Source organism: Brevibacillus sp. NSP2.1, from assembly GCF_000470975.2.
Taxonomy (GTDB): domain Bacteria; phylum Bacillota; class Bacilli; order Brevibacillales; family Brevibacillaceae; genus Brevibacillus; species Brevibacillus agri.
In genome coordinates this window covers 4,278,829-4,305,345 of record NZ_CP048274.1, presented here as the reverse complement: position 1 = coordinate 4,305,345, position 26,517 = coordinate 4,278,829, and the positions used below count along the sequence as shown (strand labels likewise).

Annotated in this window: 22 protein-coding genes; 16 read left to right on the top strand and 6 right to left on the bottom strand. The window is 53.2% G+C overall.

The annotated features are described in order from the left end of the window. The first annotated feature begins 67 nt into the window (after positions 1-67). From M655_RS20885 to M655_RS20865, 5 genes are all read left to right on the top strand, one after another. Positions 68-1,006 (top strand): VanW family protein, encoded by a 939-nt coding sequence (locus M655_RS20885; protein ID WP_026557904.1) that lies wholly within the window; start codon positions 68-70, stop codon positions 1,004-1,006. A gap of 200 nt (positions 1,007-1,206) precedes the next feature. Then, positions 1,207-1,635, top strand: a complete 429-nt coding sequence (locus M655_RS20880; protein ID WP_005833849.1) for a MarR family winged helix-turn-helix transcriptional regulator — start codon at positions 1,207-1,209, stop codon at positions 1,633-1,635. A 9-nt stretch (positions 1,636-1,644) separates the two neighbouring features. After that, positions 1,645-2,304: an efflux RND transporter periplasmic adaptor subunit gene (locus M655_RS20875; RefSeq protein ID WP_007784784.1), complete on the top strand. Its 660-nt coding sequence runs from the start codon at positions 1,645-1,647 to the stop codon at positions 2,302-2,304. 6 nt (positions 2,305-2,310) lie between these two features. After that, entirely contained in the window at positions 2,311-3,540 is a 1,230-nt protein-coding gene (locus tag M655_RS20870; protein WP_005833853.1) for an efflux RND transporter periplasmic adaptor subunit, read from the top strand. A gap of 13 nt (positions 3,541-3,553) precedes the next feature. Beyond that, positions 3,554-5,080, top strand: a complete 1,527-nt coding sequence (locus M655_RS20865; RefSeq protein WP_286085880.1) for a DHA2 family efflux MFS transporter permease subunit — start codon at positions 3,554-3,556, stop codon at positions 5,078-5,080. A 154-nt stretch (positions 5,081-5,234) separates the two neighbouring features. Here the strand turns inward: M655_RS20865 and M655_RS20860 are convergent, their stop codons facing one another. Continuing rightward, a complete protein-coding gene (locus M655_RS20860) occupies positions 5,235-6,380 on the bottom strand; it encodes an IS4 family transposase (RefSeq protein ID WP_005837477.1) in 1,146 nt (381 codons plus the stop codon). A gap of 711 nt (positions 6,381-7,091) precedes the next feature. Further along, a complete protein-coding gene (locus M655_RS20855; protein WP_025846842.1) occupies positions 7,092-8,036 on the bottom strand; it encodes a DMT family transporter in 945 nt (314 codons plus the stop codon). A gap of 128 nt (positions 8,037-8,164) precedes the next feature. Between M655_RS20855 and M655_RS20850 the strand changes: the two genes are divergently transcribed. Continuing rightward, entirely contained in the window at positions 8,165-8,917 is a 753-nt protein-coding gene (locus tag M655_RS20850) for an N-acetylmuramoyl-L-alanine amidase family protein (RefSeq protein WP_005833860.1), read from the top strand. On the opposite strand, the gene M655_RS20845 is transcribed toward M655_RS20850, so the two are convergent. After that, positions 8,895-9,716, bottom strand: a complete 822-nt coding sequence (locus M655_RS20845; protein ID WP_026557902.1) for a divergent polysaccharide deacetylase family protein — start codon at positions 9,714-9,716, stop codon at positions 8,895-8,897. The two genes, M655_RS20850 and M655_RS20845, sit on opposite strands and share 23 nt — an antisense overlap. A 111-nt stretch (positions 9,717-9,827) precedes the next feature. Between M655_RS20845 and polA the strand changes: the two genes are divergently transcribed. The 5 genes from polA to M655_RS20820 all read left to right on the top strand — a co-directional run bounded on the left by polA (position 9,828) and on the right by M655_RS20820 (position 15,770). After that, complete coding sequence (gene polA, locus M655_RS20840; RefSeq protein ID WP_005833864.1) at positions 9,828-12,479, top strand: DNA polymerase I; 2,652 nt, start codon at positions 9,828-9,830, stop codon at positions 12,477-12,479. A gap of 53 nt (positions 12,480-12,532) precedes the next feature. After that, positions 12,533-13,360 carry a DNA-formamidopyrimidine glycosylase gene (gene mutM / locus M655_RS20835; RefSeq protein WP_005833866.1) on the top strand — a complete coding sequence of 276 codons (828 nt, stop codon included), beginning with the start codon at positions 12,533-12,535 and terminating at the stop codon, positions 13,358-13,360. Positions 13,361-13,387: 27 nt separating this feature from the next. Beyond that, complete coding sequence (gene coaE, locus M655_RS20830) at positions 13,388-13,990, top strand: dephospho-CoA kinase (protein ID WP_005833868.1); 603 nt, start codon at positions 13,388-13,390, stop codon at positions 13,988-13,990. Further along, a complete protein-coding gene (locus tag M655_RS20825; RefSeq protein WP_005833870.1) occupies positions 13,987-14,550 on the top strand; it encodes a lytic transglycosylase domain-containing protein in 564 nt (187 codons plus the stop codon). Before coaE ends, M655_RS20825 begins: the two co-directional genes overlap by 4 nt. Positions 14,551-14,723: 173 nt before the next feature. Beyond that, a complete protein-coding gene (locus tag M655_RS20820) occupies positions 14,724-15,770 on the top strand; it encodes a glyceraldehyde-3-phosphate dehydrogenase (protein WP_005833872.1) in 1,047 nt (348 codons plus the stop codon). 133 nt (positions 15,771-15,903) lie between these two features. On the opposite strand, the gene M655_RS20815 is transcribed toward M655_RS20820, so the two are convergent. Continuing rightward, positions 15,904-17,034, bottom strand: coding sequence for an HD-GYP domain-containing protein (locus tag M655_RS20815; protein ID WP_007784773.1), 1,131 nt, complete (start codon positions 17,032-17,034; stop codon positions 15,904-15,906). 137 nt (positions 17,035-17,171) lie between these two features. On the opposite strand from M655_RS20815, the gene nrdR reads away from it, so the two are divergent. The 3 genes from nrdR (at position 17,172) to dnaI (ending at position 20,191) form a co-directional block, all read left to right on the top strand. Beyond that, on the top strand, positions 17,172-17,657 hold the full coding sequence (nrdR, locus tag M655_RS20810) for a transcriptional regulator NrdR (RefSeq protein WP_007784772.1): 486 nt from the start codon (positions 17,172-17,174) through the stop codon (positions 17,655-17,657). Between the two features lie 140 nt (positions 17,658-17,797). Continuing rightward, entirely contained in the window at positions 17,798-19,237 is a 1,440-nt protein-coding gene (locus M655_RS20805; protein ID WP_026557901.1) for a replication initiation and membrane attachment family protein, read from the top strand. A 15-nt stretch (positions 19,238-19,252) separates the two neighbouring features. After that, the gene (dnaI, locus tag M655_RS20800; RefSeq protein WP_005833880.1) at positions 19,253-20,191 is read left to right on the top strand and encodes a primosomal protein DnaI; all 939 of its coding nucleotides are present in this window, start codon (positions 19,253-19,255) and stop codon (positions 20,189-20,191) included. Here dnaI and M655_RS20795 read toward each other — a convergent pair. Continuing rightward, positions 20,081-20,803 (bottom strand): YdcF family protein, encoded by a 723-nt coding sequence (locus tag M655_RS20795; protein WP_007784768.1) that lies wholly within the window; start codon positions 20,801-20,803, stop codon positions 20,081-20,083. The two genes, dnaI and M655_RS20795, sit on opposite strands and share 111 nt — an antisense overlap. Positions 20,804-20,989: 186 nt before the next feature. On the opposite strand from M655_RS20795, the gene M655_RS20790 reads away from it, so the two are divergent. Beyond that, the gene (locus tag M655_RS20790) at positions 20,990-23,629 is read left to right on the top strand and encodes an Ig-like domain-containing protein (RefSeq protein ID WP_007784766.1); all 2,640 of its coding nucleotides are present in this window, start codon (positions 20,990-20,992) and stop codon (positions 23,627-23,629) included. Positions 23,630-23,929: 300 nt separating this feature from the next. Continuing rightward, positions 23,930-25,009 (top strand): ankyrin repeat domain-containing protein, encoded by a 1,080-nt coding sequence (locus tag M655_RS20785; RefSeq protein WP_026557900.1) that lies wholly within the window; start codon positions 23,930-23,932, stop codon positions 25,007-25,009. A gap of 233 nt (positions 25,010-25,242) precedes the next feature. On the opposite strand, the gene M655_RS20780 is transcribed toward M655_RS20785, so the two are convergent. Next, positions 25,243-26,363, bottom strand: a protein-coding gene (locus tag M655_RS20780) for an IS3 family transposase (protein WP_100225778.1) whose coding sequence is annotated in 2 segments (ribosomal slippage) — positions 25,243-26,114 and positions 26,114-26,363 — 1,122 coding nt in all. Because the reading frame shifts where the segments join, the coding sequence is not laid out codon by codon here. Positions 26,364-26,517: the final 154 nt, after the last annotated feature.

Genomic DNA, 26,517 nt, shown 5'->3' with positions numbered 1-26,517 from the left:
GACACAGCGCATGACCGCATGAAACCCGTTCGGCTGCTCATACTACAGGAAGGAGGTGAGTGGCCGGATGGGTTTTGCTTTGACTCTGGCTTTGCTTTTGCTAGCCAATCCCCTCGATCCGACCAACTTTTTGCACGTCGAGGTGGGAGACAAAACGGTAGCCATCCTGGACCGAGCGGATTATACCTTGCCTGTTGACGGTGTCCCTGTCGCGGATGACTACCGTTTGCAAAAATTGATAGACGCAGTAGCCAAAGAAGCGTATGTAGCGCCGATCAATGCGACGATTAATGCGCACGGCGCCATCGTTCCCGAGAAAAAAGGCCGCAAGCTGGACGAGGCTGCTTTTTTGGAGCGGTTTTACCAGTATTACTACGGGCAGGGCGCTGCGACCATGCAAGTCTCCTACCAGGAAGTGTATCCAAAGGTGGACAAGGCTCTCCTCAGCCAAGTTCGGAAAAAAGTGATCGGGCAGTATGCCACCTATTTCAATTCGCGGAACAAAAACCGCTCTCACAACATCAGGCTCGCTTCACAGGCGCTCAACAACTACGTCGTGTTGCCGGGAGAAATTTTTTCCTTCAATAAAGTAGTTGGCCAAAGGACGAAGGAAAAAGGCTACCTGCAAGCGCCCATCATCGTCAGGGGAGAGCTTTCCGAAGGGATCGGAGGCGGGATTTGCCAAGTGTCCTCGACCTTGTTCAATGCGGTCGACAAGGCGGGCTTGCATATTATGCAGCGCTATTCCCACAGCAGGAACGTCGCCTATGTGCCCCCTGGCCGGGATGCGACCGTGAGCTGGCACGGCCCGGATTTTGTCTTTCAGAACAAGTATGCATACCCGGTCATGATCCGCGCCATCGCTGGAAACGGGACGATGTACGTGACTGTGAACTCTTTTCCCGAGATCGAATACGAGCCGCGCCACGTGCCGAGCGTGCGCCAAAATACGCCGGAGGAAGGGCCTGCAAGCCCCGAGACCATCACAGAACCAACATTGCCTTGAGCTGCATGGGCATGTTGGTTTTTTTGTATGGAGAGCGAAAAACGGAAGGTTTCGCCAGCGCGGTTGGCAAGGTAGCGTTTACAATTACCTAGTTAAAATTTAACCTAAAGAAATAGTTGCCACGGAATCAAAAAAGTCGTATAGTGTTTCCTGTGATAAAAATTTCGTGTCCGAAATATTAGGTAGGAAAGGAGTGCATCATGAACAAGCCTTTGCATATACGGGAATTGCTGAAGCGTCTGAACAAGACGTTTGCGACGATGGCTACGAAGGAGCTGAGCAAGTACGGCTTGACCGTTCCTCAGTTGATGGTCATCCGGCAAATTCATTGCGATCCCAAGACGATCGGCCAGCTAAGCAAAGCTGTCGATCTGTCGTACAGTACCGTTTCCGGCATCATTGACCGGCTGGAGAGAGAGCAGTTGGTCGAGCGTGTCCGCGACGACAAAGACCGCCGTGTCGTCTGGATTCGGAAAACGGAGAAGATTACAGAACTGTTTGCCAAGGTGGACCTTTTTTCAGAGGAATTTTACAAGCGGATTTTCCACGGTTTTTCGGATGAAGACCTGGACGGCATTATTTACTCGATGGAAACGTTGATTGCGAAACTAGAAGAGAGAGAAAGCTGAGGAGAAACCATGAAGCGAAAACTGGTATTGTATGTCATTTTGCTCCTGTTCGTTGTAGGGGGCGGGGGCATCGGTTACTACTACTGGTATCAGGGTGAACATTACGTAACGACGCAGGATGCCAGAGTGGCAGGGGACATTTATCGGGTCATGCCCAAAATGACAGGCAAGCTGACTGCTCTCACTGTCAAAGAAGGCGACACAGTCGTAGCCGACCAGATCGTCGGGCAGCAAGACACGACCAACATCGCGACAAACCTTTTGGAAAACAGCGTGCTGCGTTCCCCGATCACTGGCACGGTCATCAAAACGCAGGCGAAGGAAGGCGAGATTGTTTCCACAGGACAATCCGTTGCGCTGGTGATTGACGAGAGCAAGCTGTACATCTCCGCCAACCTGGAAGAAACCGAGATCGGGCGACTGAAACTGGGACAAAAGGTAGAATTTACGCTGGATGCCTACCCGGGCAAAAAGCTGACTGGCCATCTGATGGAGATCGGCAAAGCAACCAACTCCACGTTTTCCTTGATGCCAGCCGTAAACACTAGCGGGAACTTCACAAAGGTCACCCAGCGGATTCCGATTAAAATTGCCATTGACGACACAGCAGGTCTACATTTGGCTGCCGGTTTGAACGCCGAGATCAAAGTGCAAGTGAAGGAGATGTAATCTGGCATGAAAAAGACAGCTCAATGGAAATCGATCGCGGCTGTGCTGATGGCAATTTCGCTCATTACCGCAGGCTGTAGTGATACGTCTTCTGCTTCGACAGGAGAGGAAAGCATCCCGGTTGTAAAGACGTGGAAGGTGACGTCCTCGCAATCCGGCCTGATTGCGAGCGGGAAAATTGCCGCTTCGGACGAGATTCAGGTCGTCTCCAAAGTATCGGGCAAAGTGGCGAGCGTCAACGCGAAGGAAGGCTCTGTCGTCAAGGCAGGCGATGTCCTGGTGACGCTGGAAGCAGCCGATTACCAGCAGCAAATCAACCAGGCACAGGCCGCGATTGCCGGAGCAAACGCAAAGCTGCGCGACACAAAAGCAGGCGCGCGCAACGAGCAGCTCACACAGTTGGCAAGCGTCGTGACGCAAGCGCAGGCAGGTTTGAAAGTAGCAGAGAGCAACTACAACCGGATGAAAGCTTTGTTTGACGCAGGAGCGCTGTCCCAGGCGGAATTGGAAAAAGTTTCGCTCGATTTGGAAAAGGCGCGTACTGGTCTGGAGCAGGCACAGGCGCAGTACGATCTGGCGAAAGCGGGTCCGACTGCGGATACGGTCGCAGCCCTGCAAGCGGAAGTAAGCCGTCTCAATTCCGGCCTGGAGCTGGCGAAAAGCAGCTATGACAACACGATCATTCGCGCGCCAATCAGCGGAATCGTCGCGAAGCGCTCGATTGATCCGGGCGAGATGGCGGCAGCAGGCTCGCCGCTTCTGGTGCTGGTGAACATGTCTGACGTGAAGGTGGAGGCGAGCGTCTCCCAGGATCAGATCAACAATGTCAAAGTAGGCTCTACGGTTGACGTCAAAGTAGGCAGTCTGGGCGGCAAGGTTCTGAAAGGAACTGTCGAGTTCGTCTCCCCGGTTTCTGACGCCAACAGCAGCTCGTTCCCGATCAAGGTCAAAGTGAGCAACCAGGAAGGACTGCTGCGCGCAGGGATGGTAGCGGAGGTCGTGCTGCAAGGTCAGGCGAGCCAGGGAATGAAAGTGCCAAGCTCGGCTGTTCTGGAAAAAGATAACAAGCATTACATTTACACCGTGGACAACGACGTCGTCCATCAGGTGGAAGTGTCTGTAGACAGCGCCAGCGGTGAGTGGACAACAGTAACCCAAGGTGTGAAAGACAACGATCAGATCGTGCTGAATCCGACAGACAAATTGTCCGAGGGCACCAAGGTAATCGCAAACTAACGGGGGTGATGGCATGGCGGAAGCGGTGGCACAGCGGGAGGACAAAAGCGGCAGTGGCGGCATGTGGCTGTCACTGGTCGCGATCCTCTCGGGAACCTTCGTTGCGATTTTGAATAACAGTTTGATTAACGTTGCCCTGCCCACCATGGTCAGTATTTTCGGCTCCACGACGGAGACCATGCAATGGGTTTTGACGGGCTACATGCTGGCAAACGCCGTCATGATTCCGATGAGCGGTTCGCTGTCGGCCAAGTTCGGGGCGAAAAAAATATTCGTCCTGTCGCTTGCGGCCTTTACGATCTCCTCCGTCCTCTGCGCGCTCGCCTGGAGCGATTCTTCGCTGATCGCCTTTCGCGTCGTGCAGGGCGTGAGTGGCGGGATGATTATGCCGATCGGAATGTCGATGATTTACATGATCGTCCCGCGCGAAAAGATCGGGATGGCGCTGGGGATTTTCGGGATTGCCTCGATGACGGCGCCCGCGCTCGGTCCGACATTGGGCGGGTACCTCATCGAATTTTTAAGCTGGCAGTTTTTGTTTTTGATCGGTGTTCCGTTCGGGATTTTCGCCGTTATCATGAGTATGGTGCTGCTCAAGGAAACGCCGAAAAAGCCGGAGCTGAAGTTCGACTACCTCGGGGCTTTCCTGGCGATTGTCGGCTTTGGCGCACTTCTGCTCGCCTTCAGCAAAGGGCAGGCAGAGGGATGGACGTCCTTTTTCATCGTCAGCCTGTTCTTCGTGGCGATCATGAGCCTGGCGCTGTTCGTCTGGGTGGAGCTGGGAAAAGAACAGCCGCTCTTGGATCTGCGGCTGCTGAAAATCCCGGTATTTTCGATCAGTATCTTGACTTCGGGCTTCGTCATGATGGGGATGATGGGCGGGATCTTCCTGATGCCGATCTTCCTGCAAAACATCCAGGGGATGACGGCCATGGAGTCGGGAATTTTGCTGATGCCGCAATCTATCGCGATGGCGGTCATGATGCCGATCAGCGGCAAGCTGATGGACAAATACGGCATCGGCCCGATCGGGCTGGTCGGGCTGACGATCATGACGGTTACGACTTATGAGCTGCACAATCTCGCGGCAGACAGCATGCACTCCTGGATGGACATGATTTTGACCATCCGTGGCGTCGGCATCGGGCTGTGCATGATGACGCTGTCCACAGTCGGGATGAACGCCGTGCCGCGCACGAGCGTAGGGGACGCTTCGCCGCTCTCCAACGTGCTGCGTCAGGTGATGAGCTCGTTTGCAATTGCGATTTTGACGGTTATCATGCAGGCGCGCCAAAATTTCCACATGGCGTCGATCGCAGACAATCTCAATACGGATATGGCGACGCAGTTTATCAGCGGCATCTCCGGCTTGTACGCGCAGGCAGGGGTAGATGCAGCGAGCGCCGCAGGCGGGGCCAGCACGATCCTGTACGGGATGATGGCGAAGGAAGCGCTGGTGCAAGGAATCGGGGACACCTTCCTCGTCTCCGTAATCCCGATTGCGCTGTCGATTCCACTCTTGTACTTTTTGCATCACTAGCGTTGCATAAAAAATGCGTTCGTAATTTGTCGAAGTATTCTGAATGACATTTTCAGCTACACAACCAAAAACGGCAGCAACCAAGCAAAAGGTAGCCACTGTCCATTTGGTAGTTTTATACATTTATTACAATCGTGATAACAGCAACCAATACCTAATTCCTTTTCTGTCGCCCTCTGGATGTTCGTTTGGACTGGTAATTCATTCTACCTATCCATTGTTCGAACGTTTGCCAAAGAAACACTTTTAGCCATCTCCTGATCTGCAACAAGCTGTGCTGACTGTTTTGTTCCAGTTTGACAAGGAGCAACAGGCAGTAGGCAATGAGTGCGAGTAATACTTGGTTTCGTACCGCATTTTCACTCGTTCCATAGAAGTTCTTGATCTTTACATGCTGCTTTATCCACTTGAAAAACAGCTCAATTTGCCAACGCCAACGATAGATGTCGCTGAGTTCTTCTGCTTCCAGGTCGAACCGATTCGTAATGATTCGAATGAGATTTCCCTTCGAATCAAGCGTTTCAATGAGTCGCAGCACGTTATCTACCCGCTTTTGAGGCGTTCCAAGAAGGATCATGGAATCCGATAAAACGGAGCTTTCCAAGGGGATTTTGAATTCATAAAGATGACGGATTTCGGCGTTATCTTTTAGACGAGAAGCGAAAAAGATGCCTTTGTCCGTGTATTCATCAAATTTTTCATAATCCACATACCCTCGATCAAAGACGTACATCATACCGATCTCATCAATCAACGATTCCATTTGAGTGCGGTCATTGGACTTGGCACCCGTGATGGTTATTTTTTCAGGATACACATCCCCCTGGTCGGCAAAGACGAGACGAAGATGAAGTTTGATGCCAGCCTTGGTTTTACGGAAAGTTGCCCATTTGTACTTCTGCAAACACAGCCCAATCGTTGTAGAATCAATGATTTTCATGTCTTTTCGAAGGGAATACGTGTTGCCCGAGTGTCTCTGAATTTGCCCTACAAGGTCAACAAATATTTCTTCAAGCAAAGCTGGATCTACTCGATTGTTTTTGCGACTAAGCTGAGCGGGACTAATCGACGACAGTCCTAACTCTCGCTGGAATTTCTTTGATAAAACATCATCTGCAATGGCTCGGAGTCCTTCTCGTTGCTGAAGTTGAGCATGCAAAAACAGGAGTAGATATGCTTTGGTCGTTAACTTTTTCACGTACTTGTCCTGATCCGTTTCGTCTATCCGTTGTTGAAATTTCACAATATTAATGGGTGAAATGTATTTACCAAATGAAGAAAATAGGGTATTCTTGTCCATGGTCTATCCTTTGCGTTGGATTTGGACAGGAACTACCTGACCTTTCCAGTGTAAAGGATTTTTTTATGCCTGAGAACACTTGAACGCTGAAAGTTATGATGATTTTGAATGGTATGAAAAGATTAATGCAACGCTAGTGTTTTTGCATAAAAAACCTAAGAAAAATCCACAGGCGCCCGAGCAGCAAAAGGCGGCTGCCTAAACGAAAAAGCGAAAGGGTCACTTCTGCAAGCCTCATGTCAGGCTGCGGGAGTGACCCTATTTTATATTGTTGCGTGCTTGTTCCGGCTTTTGTGCTGGGGCTTACTGCTTGGAAGAATGGCGTGGATCGTGGCTGTAGCGGAGGGAGGAAACAGGAGAAACCGCTGCAGGTGCTTGGGGCCTCTGGCGGGGAAGCTGGGCAGGAGTCCCAAAGACCTTCGCTTGTTTCTCCTGTTTCCTCTGCGAGCTGTTTCTGTCGTTCGATCTTCCTTGAATGGACCACTTTGGACGCGGTTTCGCTTTTTCCACGGAGCCATGCAGTGAAGCTTCCCAGCAGGGATTCCAAGAAGCTACAGCGATTTCGTCTCTTTCCTCGCCTCACCAAAAGTACCGATCAAGGCAATCCCCTAAGACGAAACTTTCCACAACCAGTACACAATCCTCCCCACAATATAACCAAGCAAAACCGTCCAGCCAATCTTGGCCCAGACATTCAGGCCTTTCACAAATTCACGCAAGCTTTTTCGGGGTTGGGGGTGCTTGTTCACCTTGAGACACTCCTTTTGCTGGTTGGTTATAGCGAATAAACAAATAAATACCGGCGATGATAATCAGTCCGCCGACCCATTGCGGCACGGTGACGACTTCACCCAGAATGAAGTAAGCCAGGATGGCGGTTCCGATCGGTTCCCCCAAAATGCCCATGGAAATCGTGGTCGTGTTCAACCATTTGATGACCCAGTTGAAAATCGAGTGGCCGAGCAAGGTCGGGAACAGCGCGAGGCAGAAAAACCAGCCCCAGTCCTGTGCAGGGTAGCCGACCAGCGGATAGCCGAGAACGAGATCGTAGGCGACCAGAATCACGCTCGTCGCCGTGTAGACGACCAGTGTGTAGGTAAACGAAGACATGTGCTGGCGGACGTACTGGCCGACCAGCCAGTAGCCGGTGACGGTCACCGCGCCGAGCAAGGCGAGCGCGTCGCCGAAAAGAGCCATGCCGCCGACCTGAAAATCTCCCCAGCCAATGACGAAGCTGCCTGCGATGGCGAGCAATCCGCCCGAGAGTGCGAGCAGCCGCACGCGCTCCCCGAAAAAGAAGTAACCGCCGATAAAGGCGAATAAGGGCTGCAACGTTACCAGCACGGTTGAGCTGGCTACAGACGTGTAGTTCAACGATTCGAACCACAACAGAAAATGGCTGGCCAAAAATGCGCCGGACAATAGACAGAGTAGCCACACTTTTCTGCTCATGTTTCCGATCTCCGCGAGAGCGCCGCGATTCCAGAGCAAAAACGGAAGCGTCAGGACGACGGAAAAAATCAGCCGATACGTGGCGATAATCGGCGCAGGCGCGCTGGACAGCTTGACGAAAATCGCGGATGAGGAGATGGCGATCACCCCGATGAGCAGTGCCAAGTACGGGGGAAACAGCGGCTTTTCCAATGGTTGATTCATGTGTACACCTTCTTATGTCAGCTACAAGTCACGATGTTTTCTATTGTACCGTTCGCCTGAAAAATTCACAATGTTATGCTTACCCAGTTACCTGAAAGGTTTTTTTTCAATCAGGCAATCCTACAGGCATGAGATACCTACATTCCTTTTTCCGCATCGTTGTGTTGTTGCTTTTGCTCGTGTGCATGCCTGCGCGAACAGAAGCGATCCCGCTGACCCCCATCCACATCCTGATCGACGTCGGCCACGGAGGGGTGGACTCCGGCACCTCTTACGGCAATCTGCATGAAAAAGACATCAATCTGCAAATTGCCAAGCGCCTGTACGAGCAACTGACCAAGGCAGGGTACAGCGTAGCGCTGAATCGCTATGAGGATATCGCGCTGAGCGACGACAACCGCTGGCTGGGCAATCGCTCCCGGCATATTCGCGACCTCGCCCAGCGCAAAAATTTGGCGAAGGAAATCGTGCCGCAAATGATGCTGAGCCTGCACGTGAACTGGTCGAGCGATTCGCGCCGCCGCGGGCCAGTCGTGCTCTACCAGAGCAATGAACAGAGCTTTATGCTGGCCGATCTGCTGCAAAGCTCGCTGAACCGGCTGGCGAACACAAACGACAAGCCGGTCAAGGGCAAGACGTACTACATGCTGCGTCACAGCTACTGTCCGTCGGTCATCGTGGAGATGGGGTTTATCAGCAACGCTTCTGACCGTGAAATGCTGACCACTCCTGCGTCACAAGAAAAAATCGCCCAGGCCATCAGAGAAGCCGTGAGCGAATACGTGACCTTGACAGGAAATCTGAAAATGGAGACGTTCGCAGAAGAAAGCTGGTGGCAAGAGCCATTGATCCAGCAGATCAATGGCCGACTTGATGAATAAGCTGTGAAATCGTGACAAATTCGGCCTCCTTCTGAATCCGCGGGATGTACTGGCGCAGAACGGAGGCTGTTTTTTTGCCCGGAGGCCCGACGTGCCCGATCGCGATGCAGAGCGGGTGGTTGCCGATCAGCTTGCATATTTTCTCCATCTGCTTGGTGATGTGCGGAACAGAGTAGACGTCGTCGAGAAAAATCCGGTTTTCCGCGTGCGGTACGCCCATCTCCTCGGCGATTTTGCCGGCCACGCTCTTGTCTGTCGTTTTGCTGTCCAGGTATATGAGGCCGCGCTTTTTGACGACACTCATGATAATTCGCATGATGCGCTCGTCAGCCGTCACCTTGGAGCCCATATGGTTGTTCATCCCGATGGCGTGCGGCACGTCGTCAATCGCTTTTTCGACCCGCTGGCGAATTTCTTCATCGGACAGATCGGTCGTAATGGCACCTGGCCCGAGCCACGAGCGTTTGCCCTTGACAGGCTCCATCGGCATGTGGACGAACACGTCGTGCCCTTTTTTGTGGGCAAGCTCCGCGTCCTGCTTCGTGCTTGGCATAAACGGCATGACCGCGACAGTCAGCGGCACGGGCAAATTCAGCATTTCCTCTGTTCCTGCCATGTTGTTGCCGAAGTCGTCGATGACAAACGCTACCAAGTGCTTCGGTTTTGGCTGTGCGGGGGGAGCGGTGTCGCCTGCGGCCGCAGTCCACGAAAAAGTGAAGCAGGAAATCAGGGCGGCAAGCACGAGCGGAAATCTTTTCAGCAAATACATATGATCGCCTTCCTTGTCCATTTTTTTCATAGTCTGTTCAACCGCGCCGGTGTTTACCCGCAGTATCTGCGGCTTGGCTTAGGCGATCGCCCTATGTTACGATAAAAGATAGTAGTTTTGCCACGAGAGGGGTCGGATTCCTTGAGTCATTTTGTGTTGATTGACGGAAACAGCGTAGCCAACCGGGCGTTTTATGCGCTCCCTTTGTTGTCCACGTCAGCCGGACTGCACACGAACGCAGTCCTCGGTTTTACCACGATGTTGCTTCGCGTGCTGGAGGAAATGAAGCCAACGCATATTATGGTTGCGTTTGACGCGGGAAAAGTCGTCTTCCGCCACAGCGAGTACGCCGAATACAAAGGCGGGCGCAGCAAAACGCCGCCGGAGCTGTCCGAACAGTTTCCGCTCATCCGGGAGCTGCTCGACGCCTTTTCGATCAAGCATTTTGAGTTGGAAGGCTACGAGGCGGACGACATCATCGGCACGTTGACCAGGCATGCAGATGCACAGGCCTGGAAAACAACCGTCATTACCGGGGACAAGGATATGCTCCAACTCGTGTCCGATCACGTATCGGTCGCGCTGACCCGCAAAGGCGTCAGTGAAATCGAGTTGTACACCCCGCAGGAAATTCAGGAAAAATACGGCCTTGCGCCGCTGCAAATCATTGATTTGAAAGGCTTGATGGGCGATTCGTCCGACAATATTCCGGGCGTGCCCGGCGTCGGCGAGAAGACGGCCCTGAAGCTATTGCACGAATACGGCTCTGTCGAGAAGGTGCTGGAAAACATCGACCGCATCTCCGGCAAGAAGCTGCAGGAAAACTTGCGCGAAAATGTGGACAAGGCCAACATGAGCAAGGCGTTGGCGACGATTTTGCGCGAAGCTCCGGTCGAGCTGGACGTGCACGAGACGGCCTACGGCGGCTACGACGGAGCGCTCGTCAGCGACTTTTTCAAAAAGATGGAGTTCAAGTCGCTGCTCTCCAAAATCAAGGTGGCACAGCCCGCAGAAGGAAGCGGACAGGAGACTTCTGCAAAGCCTTTTGAATTTGAAGTAGTCACAGAGGAAAACGCGGACAAGTACGCAGACAAGCTGACCTCCCCGATGGCCTTGTACATCGAAATGGACGGCGAGAACTACCACCATGCTCCGATTCTTGGCTTCGGACTGGCAGCGGAAGGAACGGTGCTTTTCGTACCGTGGGATGTAGCGCGGGAGTGGAAGGCGTTCTGTGCGTGGCTGGCCGACCCTGCCAAGGAAAAGTGGGCGTTTGACGGAAAACGCGACACGGTAGGGCTGGCATGGCATGGGCTGGAGGCAAACGGGATCAGCTTTGACGTCTACCTCGCTTCCTACCTGCTCAACGCCTCGGAGAGCAATCCGACGCTCGACAGCATCGCTTCCCAGTACGCCCAGGTGCGGGTGCTGTCTGACGAAGAGGTGTACGGAAAAGGGGCCAAGCGCCTCGTGCCGGAAATGGACGTGCTCTGCGAACATGTGGCGCACAAGGCTGCGGCGATTTGGCAGAGCGTGCCGGTACTTCGCGAGCAGTTGGCGGAAAACGAAATGGTGGAGCTGCTCCGCGATCTGGAAGCGCCGCTCAGCATGGTGCTGGCGCGCATGGAAAAACAAGGGGTCAAGGTCAACAGCGAGCGTCTCGTGCAAATGGGCGAGGAGCTGGACAAAAAGCTGGCCGATTTAACCACACAGATTTACGACCTGGCTGGCGGGCCGTTCAACATCAACTCGCCTAAACAACTGGGCGAAATTTTGTTCGACAAGCTGGCCTTGCCTGTCATCAAAAAGACGAAGACTGGCCCTTCGACCAGTGCAGACGTGCTGGAGAAGCTGGCTCCGTACCATCCGATCATCGACGCGATCCTGAACTTCCGTCAGCTCGGCAAGTTGCGCTCGACGTACATTGAAGGGCTGACAAAAGAAATTCATACGAAGACGAGCAAGGTGCACACCTTGTACAACCAGGCGACCACGGCTACAGGACGTCTGTCCAGCACGGAACCAAACTTGCAGAACATCCCGATTCGCATGGAGGAAGGCCGCAAAATTCGCGAGGCGTTCATCCCGTCCGAGGACGGCTGGTACATGCTGGCAGCGGACTACTCGCAGATCGAGCTGCGGATTTTGGCCCACATTTCCGGCGACGAAAACTTGATCGACGCGTTCCGGAAAGGGATGGACATTCATACGCGCACTGCGATGGACGTATTCGGTGTGAGCGAGGGCGAAGTGACTTCCTTGATGCGCCGCCAGGCCAAAGCGGTCAACTTCGGCATCGTCTACGGCATCAGCGACTACGGCTTGTCGCAAAACTTGAACATCACCCGCAAGGAAGCCGCCGAGTTCATCGAGCGCTACTTCGCCGTCTTCTCCGGTGTGAAGCGCTGGATGGACGAGATTGTCCAGCAGGCCAAGCAGGACGGCTACGTGACGACGTTGTTGCACCGTCGCCGCTACTTGCCCGACATTCGCAGCAGCAACTTCAACCTGCGTTCCTTCGCGGAGCGCACAGCGATGAACACGCCGATTCAAGGGACGGCTGCCGACGTCATCAAGCTGGCGATGATTCGCATGCAGGAGAGCCTGGAGCAAAAAGGGCTGTCCAGCCGGATGCTTTTGCAGGTGCACGATGAGCTCGTGTTTGAAGTGCCGGAAAACGAACTTGCGATCATGCGCAAGCTCGTGCCGGAAGTCATGGAAGGGGCGCTTGCGCTCGACGTTCCGCTCAAAGTGGACGTGAGCGACGGGCGAAGCTGGTACGACGCCAAGTAGGCAGGCCGCCAAACCAAAAAAGAGAGAATGCAGTCAGCGAGAGGAGGAGGCATATGCCGGAGTTGCCAGAGGTAGAAACCGTCGTCCGCACATTGCGCAGTCTGGTGCTGGGAAAAACGATTGAACGGGTCAGTGTCCATCTGCCCCGGATCGTTCGCCAGCCGGATGACGTGGAAGCGTTCAAGGCCCAGCTTGCGGGCCAGACGATCCAGGAGATCGCGCGGCGGGCCAAGTTCATTCAATTTTTCATGGATCAGGACGTGCTCATTTCCCATCTGCGGATGGAAGGAAGATACGGGCTGTACCAGGCAGACGAGCCTGTGGAGAAGCATACGCACGTCGTGTTTCACTTCACGGACCAGACCGAGCTGCGCTACCGGGACGTGCGCCAGTTCGGGACGATGGACCTTTTTCCAAAAGGCCAGGAGACGGCTACAGGACCGCTGGCCAAGCTGGGGGTAGAGCCGCTGGAGGAAAGCTTTACTCCCGACGTCCTGCGCAAGCTGCTCGCAGGCAGGCCAACAAAAATTAAACCGCTCCTGTTGAACCAGGAATGTATTGTAGGACTGGGGAATATTTATGTGGACGAGTCACTGTTTAAGGCAGGGATTCACCCCGAGAAGCCGGCAGGCAAATTGACTCGCAAAGAGGTCGACCGACTGCATGAAAGCATCGTCGCTACCTTGTCCGAAGCAGTCGAGCAAGGGGGCAGCTCCATCAAGTCCTACGTGAACGGGCAGGGCGAAATGGGGATGTTCCAGCAATCGCTCATGGTCTACGGGCGAAAAAATGAGCCTTGTGTCCGCTGCGGAGCCGAGATTGTCCGCTTTGTGGTGGGGGGCAGAGGAACCCACATTTGCCCAGTGTGCCAGAAAAAGTAAACTTTTTGCCGAGGGAGGAGGATGGGCATGATCTTAGGATTGACGGGCGGGATTGCCACTGGCAAGAGCACAGTGACCGGCATGCTGAGAGAGCGCGGGATTCCGGTCATTGACGCGGACCAGATCGCCAGAGAGGTCGTGGAGCCGGGCAAGCCGGCGTATGAAGCGATTGTGCGTCATTTCGGAAGAGACATCCTGTTGGAAGACGGTCAAATTGACCGAAAAGGGCTTGGGGAGATCGTGTTTTCAGACGAGTCCGAGCGTCAAAAGCTGAACGCCATCGTCCATCCCGAGGTACGGCGAGTGATGCGGGAAGAGGCGGAAGCAGCCGAGGCAAACGGGGCTGACATCGTGTTCATGGACATTCCGCTGTTGTTTGAAAGCAAGCTGCAGCATATGGTCGAGAAAATTGTCGTGGTTTACGCGCCGTACGACATGCAGCTTGCGCGGATGATCGAGCGGGACGAACTGGAAGAAGAGCAGGCGAAAAAGCGGTTGCGCGCCCAGTTTCCGATTGAGCAGAAGAAGCTGGAAGCCGACTTTTTGATCGACAACTCCTTTTCCCGCGAAGAGACTGAGCGACAGGTGGAAGCGCTTCTCGCCGCAATCAGGTCGGAGCAGCGCTCATGAGACCAGGCAAACGCGCAGCATTCATTCTGCTCGTTCTGATGAGCGTTTTTTTGCTGCAAGGTACGCCTTTGGTTTGGAAATGGATGTACCCCATCAAGTATCAGCAGGAAATCGTGACAGCAGCGATCAAATACAATGTAGACCCTTATCTGATTTTGGCCGTCATCCGTTCCGAGAGCGGCTTCAAAACAGACCGCGTCTCGAAAAAAGGAGCGGTCGGCCTGATGCAGATCATGCCGGATACGGCGGAGTGGATCGTCAGCCAGGCCAAATTCCGTCCGCAAGACGAGCAGTACTTGTACGATCCCGTCATGAACATCGAGATCGGGACGTGGTACCTGAACTTTTTGCTGAACCGCTACGAGGGCGATCTCATCAAGGTCATCGCGGCCTACAATGCCGGACCGGGAAAAGTGAACGGCTGGCTGGAAAGCCAACAGTGGAGCGGGCACCGCGAAACGATTGAAGACATTCCGTTCGGAGAGACGCGCCAATATGTGCAGCGAGTCCTCTATTATCATGACCGTTACAAGCGCATATATGACTTCCAGTTGAGGTAAAAGCCGTTTCTCTTGCAGGAGAGCGGCTTTTATCTTTGCGTGGGTACAAAAAATAGGAGGGGAAAATCGTCCAAATATTTATTTTTCAGTAAAACACATTGATAATTGTGTTATACTTATTATAATGAAAGTAACGGATCAGTGTAACTTAATTGCGAAAGGGGTTTCTATTTATGACAATCAAAATTGGTATTAATGGTTTCGGCCGTATTGGGCGCATGGTATTCCGCCGCGCTATCCAGGACCCCAACATTGAAATCGTAGCGATCAACGCCAGCTATCCTGCGGAGACGCTTGCACACTTGCTGAAATACGACACGATTCATGGACGCCTGCAAAATAAAGTGGAAGTACAAGACAACAAAATCATTGTAGATGGCAAAGCGACAGTTGTCCTTTCCGACCGCGACCCGCTCAAGCTGCCTTGGGGCGAACTGGGTGTGGAAATCGTCGTGGAAGCGACTGGAAAATTCAAGGATCGCGAAGGCGCTGGCAAGCACCTGCAAAGCGGAGCGAAAAAAGTGGTCATCACGGCTCCAGCCAAGGAAGAAGACGCAACGATCGTCATGGGCGTAAACGATTCCATCTACGACCATGCGAATCACCATATCGTGTCCAACGCTTCCTGCACCACCAACTGCCTGGCTCCGGTGGCAAAAGTGCTCAACGATGCGTTCGGCATCGAGCAAGGCTTGATGACAACCATTCACTCGATCACAAACGATCAGGTGAACATCGACAACCCGCACAAAGACCTGCGCCGTGCGCGCGCGGCTGGCGAGTCCATCATCCCGACTACTACGGGCGCTGCTCGCGCGGTAGGCAAAGTATTGCCTGAGCTGAATGGCAAGCTGAACGGCTTTGCGCTGCGTGTCCCTACCCCGAATGTATCGGTTGTGGACCTGGTAATCAACACGAAAAAGCCTGTAACCGTAGAAGAAGTGAACCGCGTGCTGCGCGAAGCAAGCGAAGGCAGCATGAAAGGCTACCTCGAGTTTTGCGACGAGCCGCTCGTATCCAGCGACTTCAACGGCAACGACAACTCCTCGATCGTCGACGGTCTGTCCACGATGGTCATGGGAACCAACCAGGTAAAAGTAATCGCTTGGTACGACAACGAGTGGGGCTACTCCTGCCGCGTCGTAGACCTCGTGCGCCACGTATCGGAAATGCACAACCAGGCAACTGCCAAAGAAGCAGCAGCGGCTGGTGTCAACTAAGCTCGACTGAGCAAGCCCTTTGCCCGTTTCAAACGAAGCGGCAAAGGGCTTTTTGTCATGCTTGCCCCTCCCCGCAAAAAAAGGCTTCGCCGTCAAAAGGGCGAAGCCAAATTGTTTCCGCTATCATTTCCATTCACGAAGAAGAAGATTCAGACAAGCCGCTGATGTTAAACAATTGATCGTCTTCGAAGCCGACGATAAACAGCTTGATGTTTTCTTTCAGGTCGAGATCATAGGGAGCGATGACATCGTTGCCGCGCCCGTCTTTCAAGACGCGGATCGTCGGCCGATGGGAATAGTCCGGGTCAACGCGACTGACTACCCCTGTCTCGCCCGTATTGAGGACGACGCTGCTTCCGATCGGGAAAATCGCGATGTGCTTGATAAAGGCGTTCACCAGATGATGCTCGAAAAGATGACCGCCAGAGCCGAGCAAGTATTCGACAGCATCCTGGGGCATGTAGCGCTTGCGCCAGGGACGCGGAGATGTCAATGAGTCATAAATATCGCAAAGACCGACAATCTGGGCGAATTCATGAATCTGCTTCCCGACCAGGCCCTGGGGATAGCCGCTCCCGTTCAGCCGTTCGTGGTGCTGCAAACAGACGTGGGCAGACAACAAGGAAATGTCGTGCTGCTTGCGAAGCAGGTCAAAGCCGAGCGTCGCATGCTGCTTCGCCAGCTCCTGTTCTTCTGCATTCCAGCGCTCTTTTTTCTGCAAAAGCTCCTCCGGCAAACTGACCTTGCCGATATCGTGCAGCATGGCTCCGATGCCCAGGTTCATCAGTTGGGTCCGGTTGTAGCCGAGCGACATGCCGACTGCCGTCGCGAGCACTGCCACGTTGACCGAATGATGGTACAGGGATGGAGAATGGGAAGAGATCGTGGTCAGGTGACCGACCATCTGCTTGTTTTGCATCAGGTCGTCCAGAATGGAGCTGAAAGCCCGTTGAAAATGCAGGCCCATTTCTTTCAGGGAGATTTTGCGGGCCAGCTTGTTCGAGTTGGTGATCTGCTTGATCGTTTTTTCAATGACTTCCACGGCAACTTGTCTGGTCTGCGGACGAATGACGTCCTCCACTACGATGTCTTCCGTGCGTGGATCATCAATGTAAACGGAGTCGACACCGGATCGTTGAAGTCCGGATATCAAGCGCTCTGTCAACTGCATACCGACGCCAAGCAGCACTTTTCCATCTTCGGTGAAAACGGTACGGCCGAGCTTCATTCCCGGCTGGGCTTGTCTTAAAGAAACTAAACGCATTCCAATCCCTCCAACAGTACCCATATTGTACTCCATTCGACTTATGCTTTAAATAGGTACAAGGATTGACTTGACTTCTGACTGGAATATGAGGGACACTGTAGACATGTATTGTCAGTATTGGAGTTGATTCTGATATGCGTTGTCCATTTTGTGAATACAATGGCACTAAAGTCCTGGATTCGCGCCCCTTTAATCATAATAAATCAATCCGTCGCCGCCGGGAATGCGAATCGTGCGAACGTCGTTTTACTACATTTGAAATGGTCGAGGAAACGCCGCTCTTGATCGTGAAAAAGGATGGCACCCGCGAGGAGTTCAGCCGCGAAAAGGTGTTGCGCGGTCTGGTGCGCGCCTGCGAGAAGCGACCTGTTCCGTTGGAAGTGCTGGAAAATGTGGTGAACGACATTGAAAAAGAGCTGCGTAGCTGCGGCCAGGCGGAAATCCCGAGCAACGATGTTGGGGAAAAGGTCATGGAGCGTTTGTACCACGTCGATGAAGTCGCTTACGTCCGTTTTGCCTCTGTTTATCGCCAATTCAAAGATATCAATGTATTCATGAAAGAGCTGGAGGAGCTTCTGGCGCAGGCGAGGGGCAGCCAGTCTTCGTTGCCGAATGATTAAGAGATAGATAACCGATAGGACTCTCCTCACGCTCTTGCGAATTTCGCCGGGGCTATTTTGCTTTCCAGTTATTTTTCTACGCACATCCGTTTGCCATGCTATAATAATAGAATCGAATTTTGTCAGGAAGGAAAGATCTGATGCGCCGTTTAGTCTGGAACGAATTGTTGCCAAAAGATCGTTACCTGGTGCGGCTGGCAAGACCTCTCAGCTTTTCGGAAATGGGGTTTGTCACGCAGTTGTACTTGCCGATCATTGGCGTCGAATCGTACGCCCTCTACCAAATGCTTGTCCACAGTGTGCAGGAAGCGAGCGGGGCCTCTGCGGAGGGAACCCATCGCAGTCTCATGCTCGCCTCTTCGCTGTCCCTGGATCGTTTGCTGGATGCGCGTGAACGCCTGGAGGCCATCGGACTTGTCGAAGTGCGCCGCCGGGAAAACCAGCAGCGCGATTATTACTACGAATATTTGCTGAAACCGCCGCTTGCGCCCGGAGAGTTTTTCGCGGACTACGTGCTTTCATTGATGCTGCTCAACAAAATCGAAAACGTCCGCTACTCCCAGTTGCGGCAGCAGTATGCCGATGCCTTGGGCAGCAAGCTGGCAGAGGAATATTCGCAGGTAGAAAATATCACCAAAGATTTTCACGAAGTTTTCCAATCGTTGAAACCGTCGGAGCTGGAAGTGAAAAAAGGCTCGGAGCGCGAGCGCTTTTTGACCGAGATGGAGACAAACTTCCCGCAGGCCGAGATGAAGTCCGGCTTCGAAGCACAGGTGAACCATTCGCTGAGCGTGTCGTCTTTGCGGCTGTACTTGCCGGACAACGCCGATGCCGCCAAAGTGCTGGAAGGCAAAAGCATGGAGCTGTTGTTTTCGCTCTGCCATTTTTATCAGTTGGATAGCTGGGGCATGGGGCAGGAGCTGCGCGACTGGACGCTGTACAAGGCGGACCGGAGCCTGGACGGAGAGGTGCTTCGCAAGCGGCTCATGCAGCGCTACACGGAAGGCAAGCTGTATCGCAGCGATGCGGCTTTGGCTACGCCAGATGACGACTGGGGGCCGGGCAAGTTGCCTGAACCGGGCAGCGAAGCGTTTGTGCGCGCCTGCCGGCTGCTTTCCCCGCTGGCGCTGTTGGAAAAGGTCGTGGGCGGCCGCGTGAGCAAGGTGTATCTGGAACGCGCCGAGACGTTGGTGTTCGCAGATGGCATGTCGCCGGAAGTCGTGAACGCGCTGCTTTTGCACACGCTCGCCAGCATGCAGATGGAGCTGCCGAAAGCGTACATGGAGACGATTCGCGACAGTTGGAAGGCGAAGCGGATTGCCACTGTCGATGAAGCGGTGAAGCAAATCGTGGAGCGCTCCGAGCAACGGGCGCAGTCCGGCGAAAAAGCAAAAACAGCGAAGAAGGAACAAACTCCGGTCAGACGAAACGGCCGGGCGATTTTGCAAGACAAGCTGCCAGCTTCGGTGGAATGGCAGTTGTCGCAGGAAAAGGCAGCGCCGGACGCTTCCAAAGGGCAGTCCATTCAGGATTTTCCGGAATTGCAAAAGAGGCTGGAAACGCTGCGAAAACGGAAGTAAGGGGAGTGAGGGAATATGGAATCTATCAGCGAGTTCATGCAGGAGCTTGCCAAGCGAACGCCGCGTCAACTGCTGACACCCGATCAGCAATTGGATAAAATGTTCCGTTCGTCTGCGTATTTGAAAGCTTTTCAGGCGGAGCACCCGGCATTGACCCGAGACGATTACCTTCGCTCGCTCTCCAGCATTTATACAGCAGTCAAGGAGCAGTATTGGTGCGAGCGTTGTCCGGGGCTTGGCGAGTGCCCGAATCTGGTCAGGGGTCACAGCACCCAGCTTGAGGTGGCCCACGGCAACATCGTCAGCTCGATCAGGCCCTGTTCCAAGCAGCTTGCGCACGAGGAAGAGGTGCGCCGCCGTCGCCTCATGCGCAGCTACTACGTGTCCGAAGAGACGATGAACGCGAGCTTCGAGTCAATGGTCATCGACGCCGACAATTTGGCCTCGGTGGAAGCGGCGATCCAGTTTTGTGAAAAGGTAGGTACGGGCGAGCGGGTCAAGGGCCTGTATTTTCACGGCCCGTTTGGCGTTGGAAAAAGCTACATCATGGGCGCGATCGGCCGCGAGCTGTCCGAGCGCAATGTCGCTTCCCTGCTCGTGTACGTGCCCGACTTTATCCGCGAGATGAAAGATTCGATCTCGGACCAGTCGTACGCTGGGAAGCTGGAGCTGCTCAAGGAAGTGCCTGTGCTCATCCTCGACGACATCGGGGCGGAAAACTTGACGCCGTGGGTGCGGGACGAGATTTTGGGCGTCATTTTGAACCAGCGGGCGAACAACCATTTGCCGACGCTGTTTACCTCGAACTACTCGCTGGAGGAGCTGCAGGAGCATTTGTCTATCTCAAATGGCAACCGGATTGAGCAGACAAAGGCGGCGCGGATCATGGAGCGGATTCGTCACTTCGTGGACGTTTACGAAATCCGCCGCCAAAACCATCGAGCGGGCAGCTAACGCGAAGAGGCGGGAGGCTTCCCAGTACGAGATGGCAAGCACCTCTCTGCCCCGATGGTACGGCCCGAACAAGACATGCGAGTGTACGGCGACCGGAGAGGCGTTCCACCCAAGCGATTCGGCCATGGTCATTGCGCGGGCCAAATGGTAGTCGTGGCTAATTATCAACACATGGTGCATACGATAGTCGTCGAAAGCCTGCTGGCCGTACAGCAGGTTTTCGTATGTACTGGTGGACTGGTTCTCCATGAGAATGTGCTCTGCCGGGATGCCGTGGGCGACCAGATAGTCCCGGCTGACCTCTGCTTCTGTTTTCGTTTTTCCCTCGCCCAGTCCGCCTGTGACGAGCAAGGCAGACACGTAGCCATCCCGGTACAACTGGACGGCTTGCTCCAACCGCTCGCGCAGTCCGGGACTTGGGCCTTCTCCCCACACAGCAGCCCCCAGCACGATGCCGACATCGGCGTGTCGGGGGACAGCCTGCTCGGCCGTTTCTTCAATCCGTTGCCAATGATAGCCGACCCACATTCCGCCGAGCAGAACGACGACGGTGAGCGCCCGCAGCGCTCTGCGCGGAAAAAAATCTCGTATTCGTTTTCGCAGTTTTTTCATGCTATCGTTGCTCCCTCGCATCTCGATCATTCTCTTTATTTAGACGTTGCAACTACTATCTAGTTACACGCTTCGACACATAGCCGACATAAATAACTGGTAAATTATTTCTCGCAAATGCCGATATAGTAATGGTGAGATGGTTTCGAAAAACAGCAAATTTCTTACTTGCGAGGGAGGCTGGCAATGTTCTGGAAAAAAACGATGCTCTTGTTTCTGGCCGTCCTGCTATTTGTGGGAACCGGAAGTGCAGGGATCGGATTGGCTGCGGAAGTCATCAACCGCCTTGTACTGACCAAAAACGAGGTAACGCTAGAGTTGGGTGACACCGTTTCCGTAGGGGCGACGGCCATCTATGAGAGCGGGAAAACGGAAGAGGTTACAGTGAAGACGAATTGGCAAAGCCCGGACCAGGGCAAGGTGATTAACGTCTACTCGGGACAAATCACAGCCAAGGCTGTCGGAAACGCCGTAGTCACTGCGGAATATATGGGCAAGACAGCTATCGTCAATGTAAACGTCACGAAAAAAGTAAAGGCGCTGTCGCTGAATCAGCAGTCCGTCAACACCCGGATCGGGGAAGAGAAAACGGTTGAATTGACGGCTTACTACAGCGAAGGCGAACCTGAAAACGTAACGGAAAAAGCCGACTGGTCAATCGACAAGCCGGCAGTTGCGACCGTCATTAACGGCAAGATCAGAGGCTTGAGCTCCGGTACGGCAACCGTTACGGCCAAGTACGGCAGCCAGACGACGAGCGTACAGGTCAGCGTGGAAATCGCTCACCGCCTCATTCCGAGCAAAACACAAGTGTCCCTGCTTTTGGGCAACCCTGGCACAAGCTCGGAAACAATCAAACTGCTCGCGATCTTCCCGGACGACACTCCGGAAGATAACGATGTAGCAGCGAAAGCCGAATGGTCTTCGGACAACCCGGCAGTAGCCGACGCGCTGAAAGGGACGATCACGGCATACGGTCCGGGCTCGGCTACCATCACAGCCAAATACGGCACCAAGACCGCAACGATCAAGGTTGACGTCGACAATACGCAACGGCTGGTGGCGACTCCCCAGAACGTATTTTTGAAGGTGGGAGAAAACAAGCCGGTGAAGCTGGAAGCCACCTATGCCAACTCGTCTACGCCTGTAGACGTCAATGACAAGGCAGAGTGGTCTTCGGACCGTGAAGATGTTGCGTACTACAGCAACGGAAAAATTTATGCTGTCGCTTCAGGCGAAGCCATCATCACCGCCAAATACAGCAACAAAACGGTACAAATCTTGGTGGATGTAGAAGTGCCGCGCTCGCTGGACATCATCCCGTCCTACCTGACGATGGCAAGCGGCAAAACCGTGGAAATCGGAAGTGCGCCAAATGGCAACAACGTCATTGTGAAAGCCTTTTTTGCCGACGGACAGAGCGAGAACATTACCGACAAGCTCGAATGGTCCTCGGATCACCCGGATATCGTGTTTGCCAGCGGGAAAACCATTTCCGCCTACAAAGCAGGGACGGCGACCTTGACCGCCAAATACGGCGGGAAGACAGCTACGCTGGTCGTGGACGTGGATGTGCCGCAAAGCTTGACCGCCAACCCGGCCAAAGTCGCGATCCAGGTCGGAGATGTCAAGCAGGTAACAGTAACTGCTGCTTTCCCTGACGGAACAAGCACAGATGTGACCCAAAAAGTGACCTGGACATCCAGCGCGCCGGCAGTAGCCACTGTGCGCCAGGGACTGGTAACAGGTGTATCCACCGGGGCTGCGACGATCACGGCGACTTATGGGACACGCTCGATCAACATTCCGGTATCCATCGGCGTGCTGCAATCGCTGACCGTGGACAAAAAGTCGCTGGTCCTGAGCAAAGGCGACAGCCAGGAAGTCAAGCTGACCGCCACCTACGCGGACGGCACAGTCAAGGACAACATCAATGACCAGGCGACATGGACTACCTCCTCCGGTGCGGTAGCCGAAGTGAACGCGGGCAAAATTACCGCCGTTGCTTCCGGAAAAGCAACGATCACAGGTACGTTTGAAGGCAAGAGCGTGACGGTTGCCGTAGAGGTCGATCAAGCGCAAACTTTGACGATCAACCCGCGCCTGGTGATTATGAACGTCAATGACTCCACGGCAGTTGAATTGAAGGCGACAGACAGCTCGGGCGCAACCGTTGACGTCTCCAAAACCGCGGAATGGACCTCGTCCAACCTGAAGGTAGCCGACGTGGAAAACGGCAAAGTACGCGGCCTTGCCAATGGCCGCGCCACGATCACCTTCAAGTACGGCGGCAAGTCTGTAACCCTTCCGGTGGAAGTGGGAATCGTCACCAAGCTGGAGGCGGACAAGCGCTTTGTCAGCCTGAAATCGAATGGCAGCAGCGTCCAAATCAAGCTGACCGCCACCTTGTCAGACGGACGCACCATGGACGTCACCAGCCTTGCTGACTGGAAGACGAGCAACTACAAGGTAGCAGACGTCTCCAAAGGCTTGGTCAAAGGGCTCGCCTACGGGAAGTCCACGATTACAGCCAAATACAACGATAAGAGCGTCTCCGTCCCTGTCGATGTAGACACGCTGAAATATTTGAAAACAGACGTCGTCCAGGTCATCATGAACAAGGGCGAAACGAAGCAAGTCAACGCCATCGCCACCTACACGGACGGCTCTGAGGCAAACGTCACGAAGCCAGCCTTGTGGACTACTTCGCGTCTGCTGGTCGCAGACGTGAAAGACGGTGTCATCAAGGCGACAGGCTCGGGCAAAGCGACGATCTACGTCAGCTACGGCGGCAAGAAAACGCCGATTGTGGTGACGGTGCGGTAGGTAAGAGCAGGAACAGATTTAAATTCATCTAATTCTAATTCCAGAAGGGGTGTCTCCATGGTCGATTGTTCGATCAAGGGGCGCCTCTTTTTTCATGGAATGGTAGCGTCTCCAAAGGGTGTCTCATGGCTAACACGGCCAGCCGGGAGAAGGGAGATTTGCGTAAGCGCTTGGCTGGACCGGACTTTCGGATTGTTGTTTTTTTCCAACAGCTTGTCTATACTTTACGTAGCTTTTGCATCTACATAGATTTTGACTATAAATTAGGCAGGTTTTGAGGCGGGGGAGGAGTCAGGGCAGATGGTCAAACTGAAAGATATCGGGAGTTTTGAGGTGCTGCCGGAAATCGCAGCACGCATTTACGAGGGAAACGTCGCGGCTTTGCAGGCGGCGATTGCGGCAGGCTGGGATGTAGAAGAAAAGATCGTCCTGAGCCAATATACGACCGTAAGCCCGTTGGAGCTGGCGCTAGTAGCGGAGAAGCTGGAGGTGGTCAAGCTCCTGGTTGAGCACGGCGTCAACCTGAATGCGAAGGACGAACCTGCTTTTCTCATCGCTGTCCGCTATTGCAAGGAAGACATCGTCCGCTACCTCGCCGCCCAAGGCGCGCGGCTGGACATGAAAAACCGGGTCGGCTCCGGCGCGTATGCCCAAGCGTACTACGGCAACAAAAAGAATATTCCGCTCATCCACGAACTGGGACTCGATATCAGGCTGCATGGAGGCGACGTGTTGCGCATGGCCGTATCCGACCACGACCGGAAAACCGTCGATTACTTGCTCGATCACGGAGTCGACATCAACTACAACCAGCCGGACATGGTCTATCCGTATCGGGCGACTCCACTAACCGTCGCAACGCGCATGGGCAATCTCGCCATGGCCAAGCATCTGGTCGAACGCGGCGCCGACGTCACCCTGGCGGAAAAAGGCGGCGAGCGCCCCTACACCATCGCTGTCAGCAGCAAGCACGAGGAACTGGCCGCCTATTTGAAATCGTTGGAGCCTGCAAAGTTTCATGATGTGGAGAACAGGAAGTATGAGCTGCAAACGTACAAGCTGTCTGCCGAGCTGGTTCGTTTTCTCACTGGTGACAATCTGCGTGTGGAGCTTGCGGAAAACGAGTACGGGATGGGGTATATTGATTTCTTTTCGTTGGCGGATACGATCGAACTGAAAGTCGGGCGGCAAAAGCTGCTGCGTCTGTCTGCGGATATCGAGAACTATTCGCATCTGCATCTGGTGTGGAATCCGAAGAAGAAAGGCATGATTGGTTGCTACGACGAAGAGCATGGGGAGTATGCCGATCTGGGCAGCTTTGCGGAGTTTTTGGCGCAGCCGGAGGTGGATTTGGTCCGGTTTATGGAGGGAGAGGTTTAGGAGAAGAAGGCTTAGGAGGCGAAGGGGCGGTGATGGGCTGTTGGCTTCGGCAGCCCTTATTTCAGTCAGCTCTTATTTCAGACAGCCCTTATTTCATAGAGGAAGTGCTGGAAGGGAAGCTGGCAGATGGAGGTGTTGGGTGGCGGTGGAGTACATAGGAAGGATGATAGACAGGGGCGTTTTTGGGTTTGGTTTTGTTTTCGGAGTTTGAACTTTGGATTGTCAACACTAAACTAGACAACTTTTTTAAGGTGTTCAAGTTTGTACTCGACAGGAGTTAGATAACCGAGTGAGCCATGGATTCTGATATGATTGTACCAATGCACGTAGTCGGATAACTCCAGCACTAGTTTTTCTAAACTTTCAAAATGCCGACCTTTAACAAACTCAGTTTTAAAGATTTTGAATGTTGCTTCGGCTACTGCATTATCATACGGACAGCCTTTCATACTAAGGGAACGCTTGATACGGAAAGCTGTCAGTGCTTCATCTATGAGCTTATTTTTAAACTCATTTCCACGATCGGTATGAAACATTTGAATCCTGTTTAAATCGGTTTGAATGGATGCAATCGCCTGGTAAACCAGCTTTGCATCTTTGCGTGGTCCCGCACTATACCCAATAATTTCTCGGTTAAAGAGATCGACTAATAGACATACGTATTGCCATTTTTGCGCGACTCTCACGTATGTCAGATCACTCACTACAACTGCCAGTTGTTCTCTCTGATCAAATTGTCGATCAAGCTCGTTTGTCACGTTTGATTCATTGCAAGACGCTACGTGAAGCTTGAACTGAGCCACGGTATACGATGACACAAGTCCGTTTTCTTTCATGATTCTGCCAATTCTCCGCCGGGATACGATCAAGCCCTTCTTTTTTAACTCCGTCTTAATTTTACGCGTGCCGTAGTTATGGCGGCTGATGCGGAAGATTCCCGTAATCGTTTCGACCAGTTCATCTTCGGAGTGTTTTTCCTGTGCCTCGTAGTAGTATGTACTTCTTGGTAATTGTAGGACTCTGCACATTGCTGATATCGAGTATTTGTGCTGGTTGTTCCGAATCACATTTACTTTCGTCCTAGTATCAGCGCAGCTTGCTTTAAAATATCGTTCTCCATTTGCAATTGTTTATTTTCTTTCCGCAATTTGATAAGTTCCTGTTGTTCGGGGGTAAGGTTATCCTTCTCTTTGAAAGAACCAGATGTTTGACTCTGTTTGACCCATTTGTCAAGCGCAGACGGTGTTAATTCATATTCACGAATGATATCCTTTCTTGGCTTTCCATTCTTATAAAGCTGAACCATCTGTTCTTTAAATTCAGACGTAAATGTCCTTCTTTCTTTTTTCGTCATAGTAGATTCTCCTCTGATATGTTAGTAGTAGTCTACTTGACCTTAATTTTCCTGTCTAGCTAAGTGTAACCTGTCCACTGTGAGTATTGAGTGGGTGGGAGTGATTGAAATGGGAGTGAGCTATTCGGGATATTTTTTTCATGACGAGCCTGAC

What these genes read in the sequence shown, in the direction of transcription:
- M655_RS20885 (WP_026557904.1), top strand. Translation starts at nt 68, where the DNA reads ATGGGTTTTGCTTTGACTCTGGCTTTGCTTTTGCTAGCCAATCCCCTC.
- M655_RS20880 (WP_005833849.1), top strand. Translation starts at nt 1,207, where the DNA reads ATGAACAAGCCTTTGCATATACGGGAATTGCTGAAGCGTCTGAACAAG.
- M655_RS20875 (WP_007784784.1), top strand. Translation starts at nt 1,645, where the DNA reads ATGAAGCGAAAACTGGTATTGTATGTCATTTTGCTCCTGTTCGTTGTA.
- M655_RS20870 (WP_005833853.1), top strand. Translation starts at nt 2,311, where the DNA reads ATGAAAAAGACAGCTCAATGGAAATCGATCGCGGCTGTGCTGATGGCA.
- M655_RS20865 (WP_286085880.1), top strand. Translation starts at nt 3,554, where the DNA reads ATGGCGGAAGCGGTGGCACAGCGGGAGGACAAAAGCGGCAGTGGCGGC.
- M655_RS20860 (WP_005837477.1), bottom strand. Translation starts at nt 6,380, where the DNA reads ATGGACAAGAATACCCTATTTTCTTCATTTGGTAAATACATTTCACCC.
- M655_RS20855 (WP_025846842.1), bottom strand. Translation starts at nt 8,036, where the DNA reads ATGAATCAACCATTGGAAAAGCCGCTGTTTCCCCCGTACTTGGCACTG.
- M655_RS20850 (WP_005833860.1), top strand. Translation starts at nt 8,165, where the DNA reads ATGAGATACCTACATTCCTTTTTCCGCATCGTTGTGTTGTTGCTTTTG.
- M655_RS20845 (WP_026557902.1), bottom strand. Translation starts at nt 9,716, where the DNA reads ATGAAAAAAATGGACAAGGAAGGCGATCATATGTATTTGCTGAAAAGA.
- mutM (WP_005833866.1), top strand. Translation starts at nt 12,533, where the DNA reads ATGCCGGAGTTGCCAGAGGTAGAAACCGTCGTCCGCACATTGCGCAGT.
- coaE (WP_005833868.1), top strand. Translation starts at nt 13,388, where the DNA reads ATGATCTTAGGATTGACGGGCGGGATTGCCACTGGCAAGAGCACAGTG.
- M655_RS20825 (WP_005833870.1), top strand. Translation starts at nt 13,987, where the DNA reads ATGAGACCAGGCAAACGCGCAGCATTCATTCTGCTCGTTCTGATGAGC.
- M655_RS20820 (WP_005833872.1), top strand. Translation starts at nt 14,724, where the DNA reads ATGACAATCAAAATTGGTATTAATGGTTTCGGCCGTATTGGGCGCATG.
- M655_RS20815 (WP_007784773.1), bottom strand. Translation starts at nt 17,034, where the DNA reads ATGCGTTTAGTTTCTTTAAGACAAGCCCAGCCGGGAATGAAGCTCGGC.
- nrdR (WP_007784772.1), top strand. Translation starts at nt 17,172, where the DNA reads ATGCGTTGTCCATTTTGTGAATACAATGGCACTAAAGTCCTGGATTCG.
- M655_RS20805 (WP_026557901.1), top strand. Translation starts at nt 17,798, where the DNA reads ATGCGCCGTTTAGTCTGGAACGAATTGTTGCCAAAAGATCGTTACCTG.
- dnaI (WP_005833880.1), top strand. Translation starts at nt 19,253, where the DNA reads ATGGAATCTATCAGCGAGTTCATGCAGGAGCTTGCCAAGCGAACGCCG.
- M655_RS20795 (WP_007784768.1), bottom strand. Translation starts at nt 20,803, where the DNA reads ATGAAAAAACTGCGAAAACGAATACGAGATTTTTTTCCGCGCAGAGCG.
- M655_RS20790 (WP_007784766.1), top strand. Translation starts at nt 20,990, where the DNA reads ATGTTCTGGAAAAAAACGATGCTCTTGTTTCTGGCCGTCCTGCTATTT.
- M655_RS20785 (WP_026557900.1), top strand. Translation starts at nt 23,930, where the DNA reads ATGGTCAAACTGAAAGATATCGGGAGTTTTGAGGTGCTGCCGGAAATC.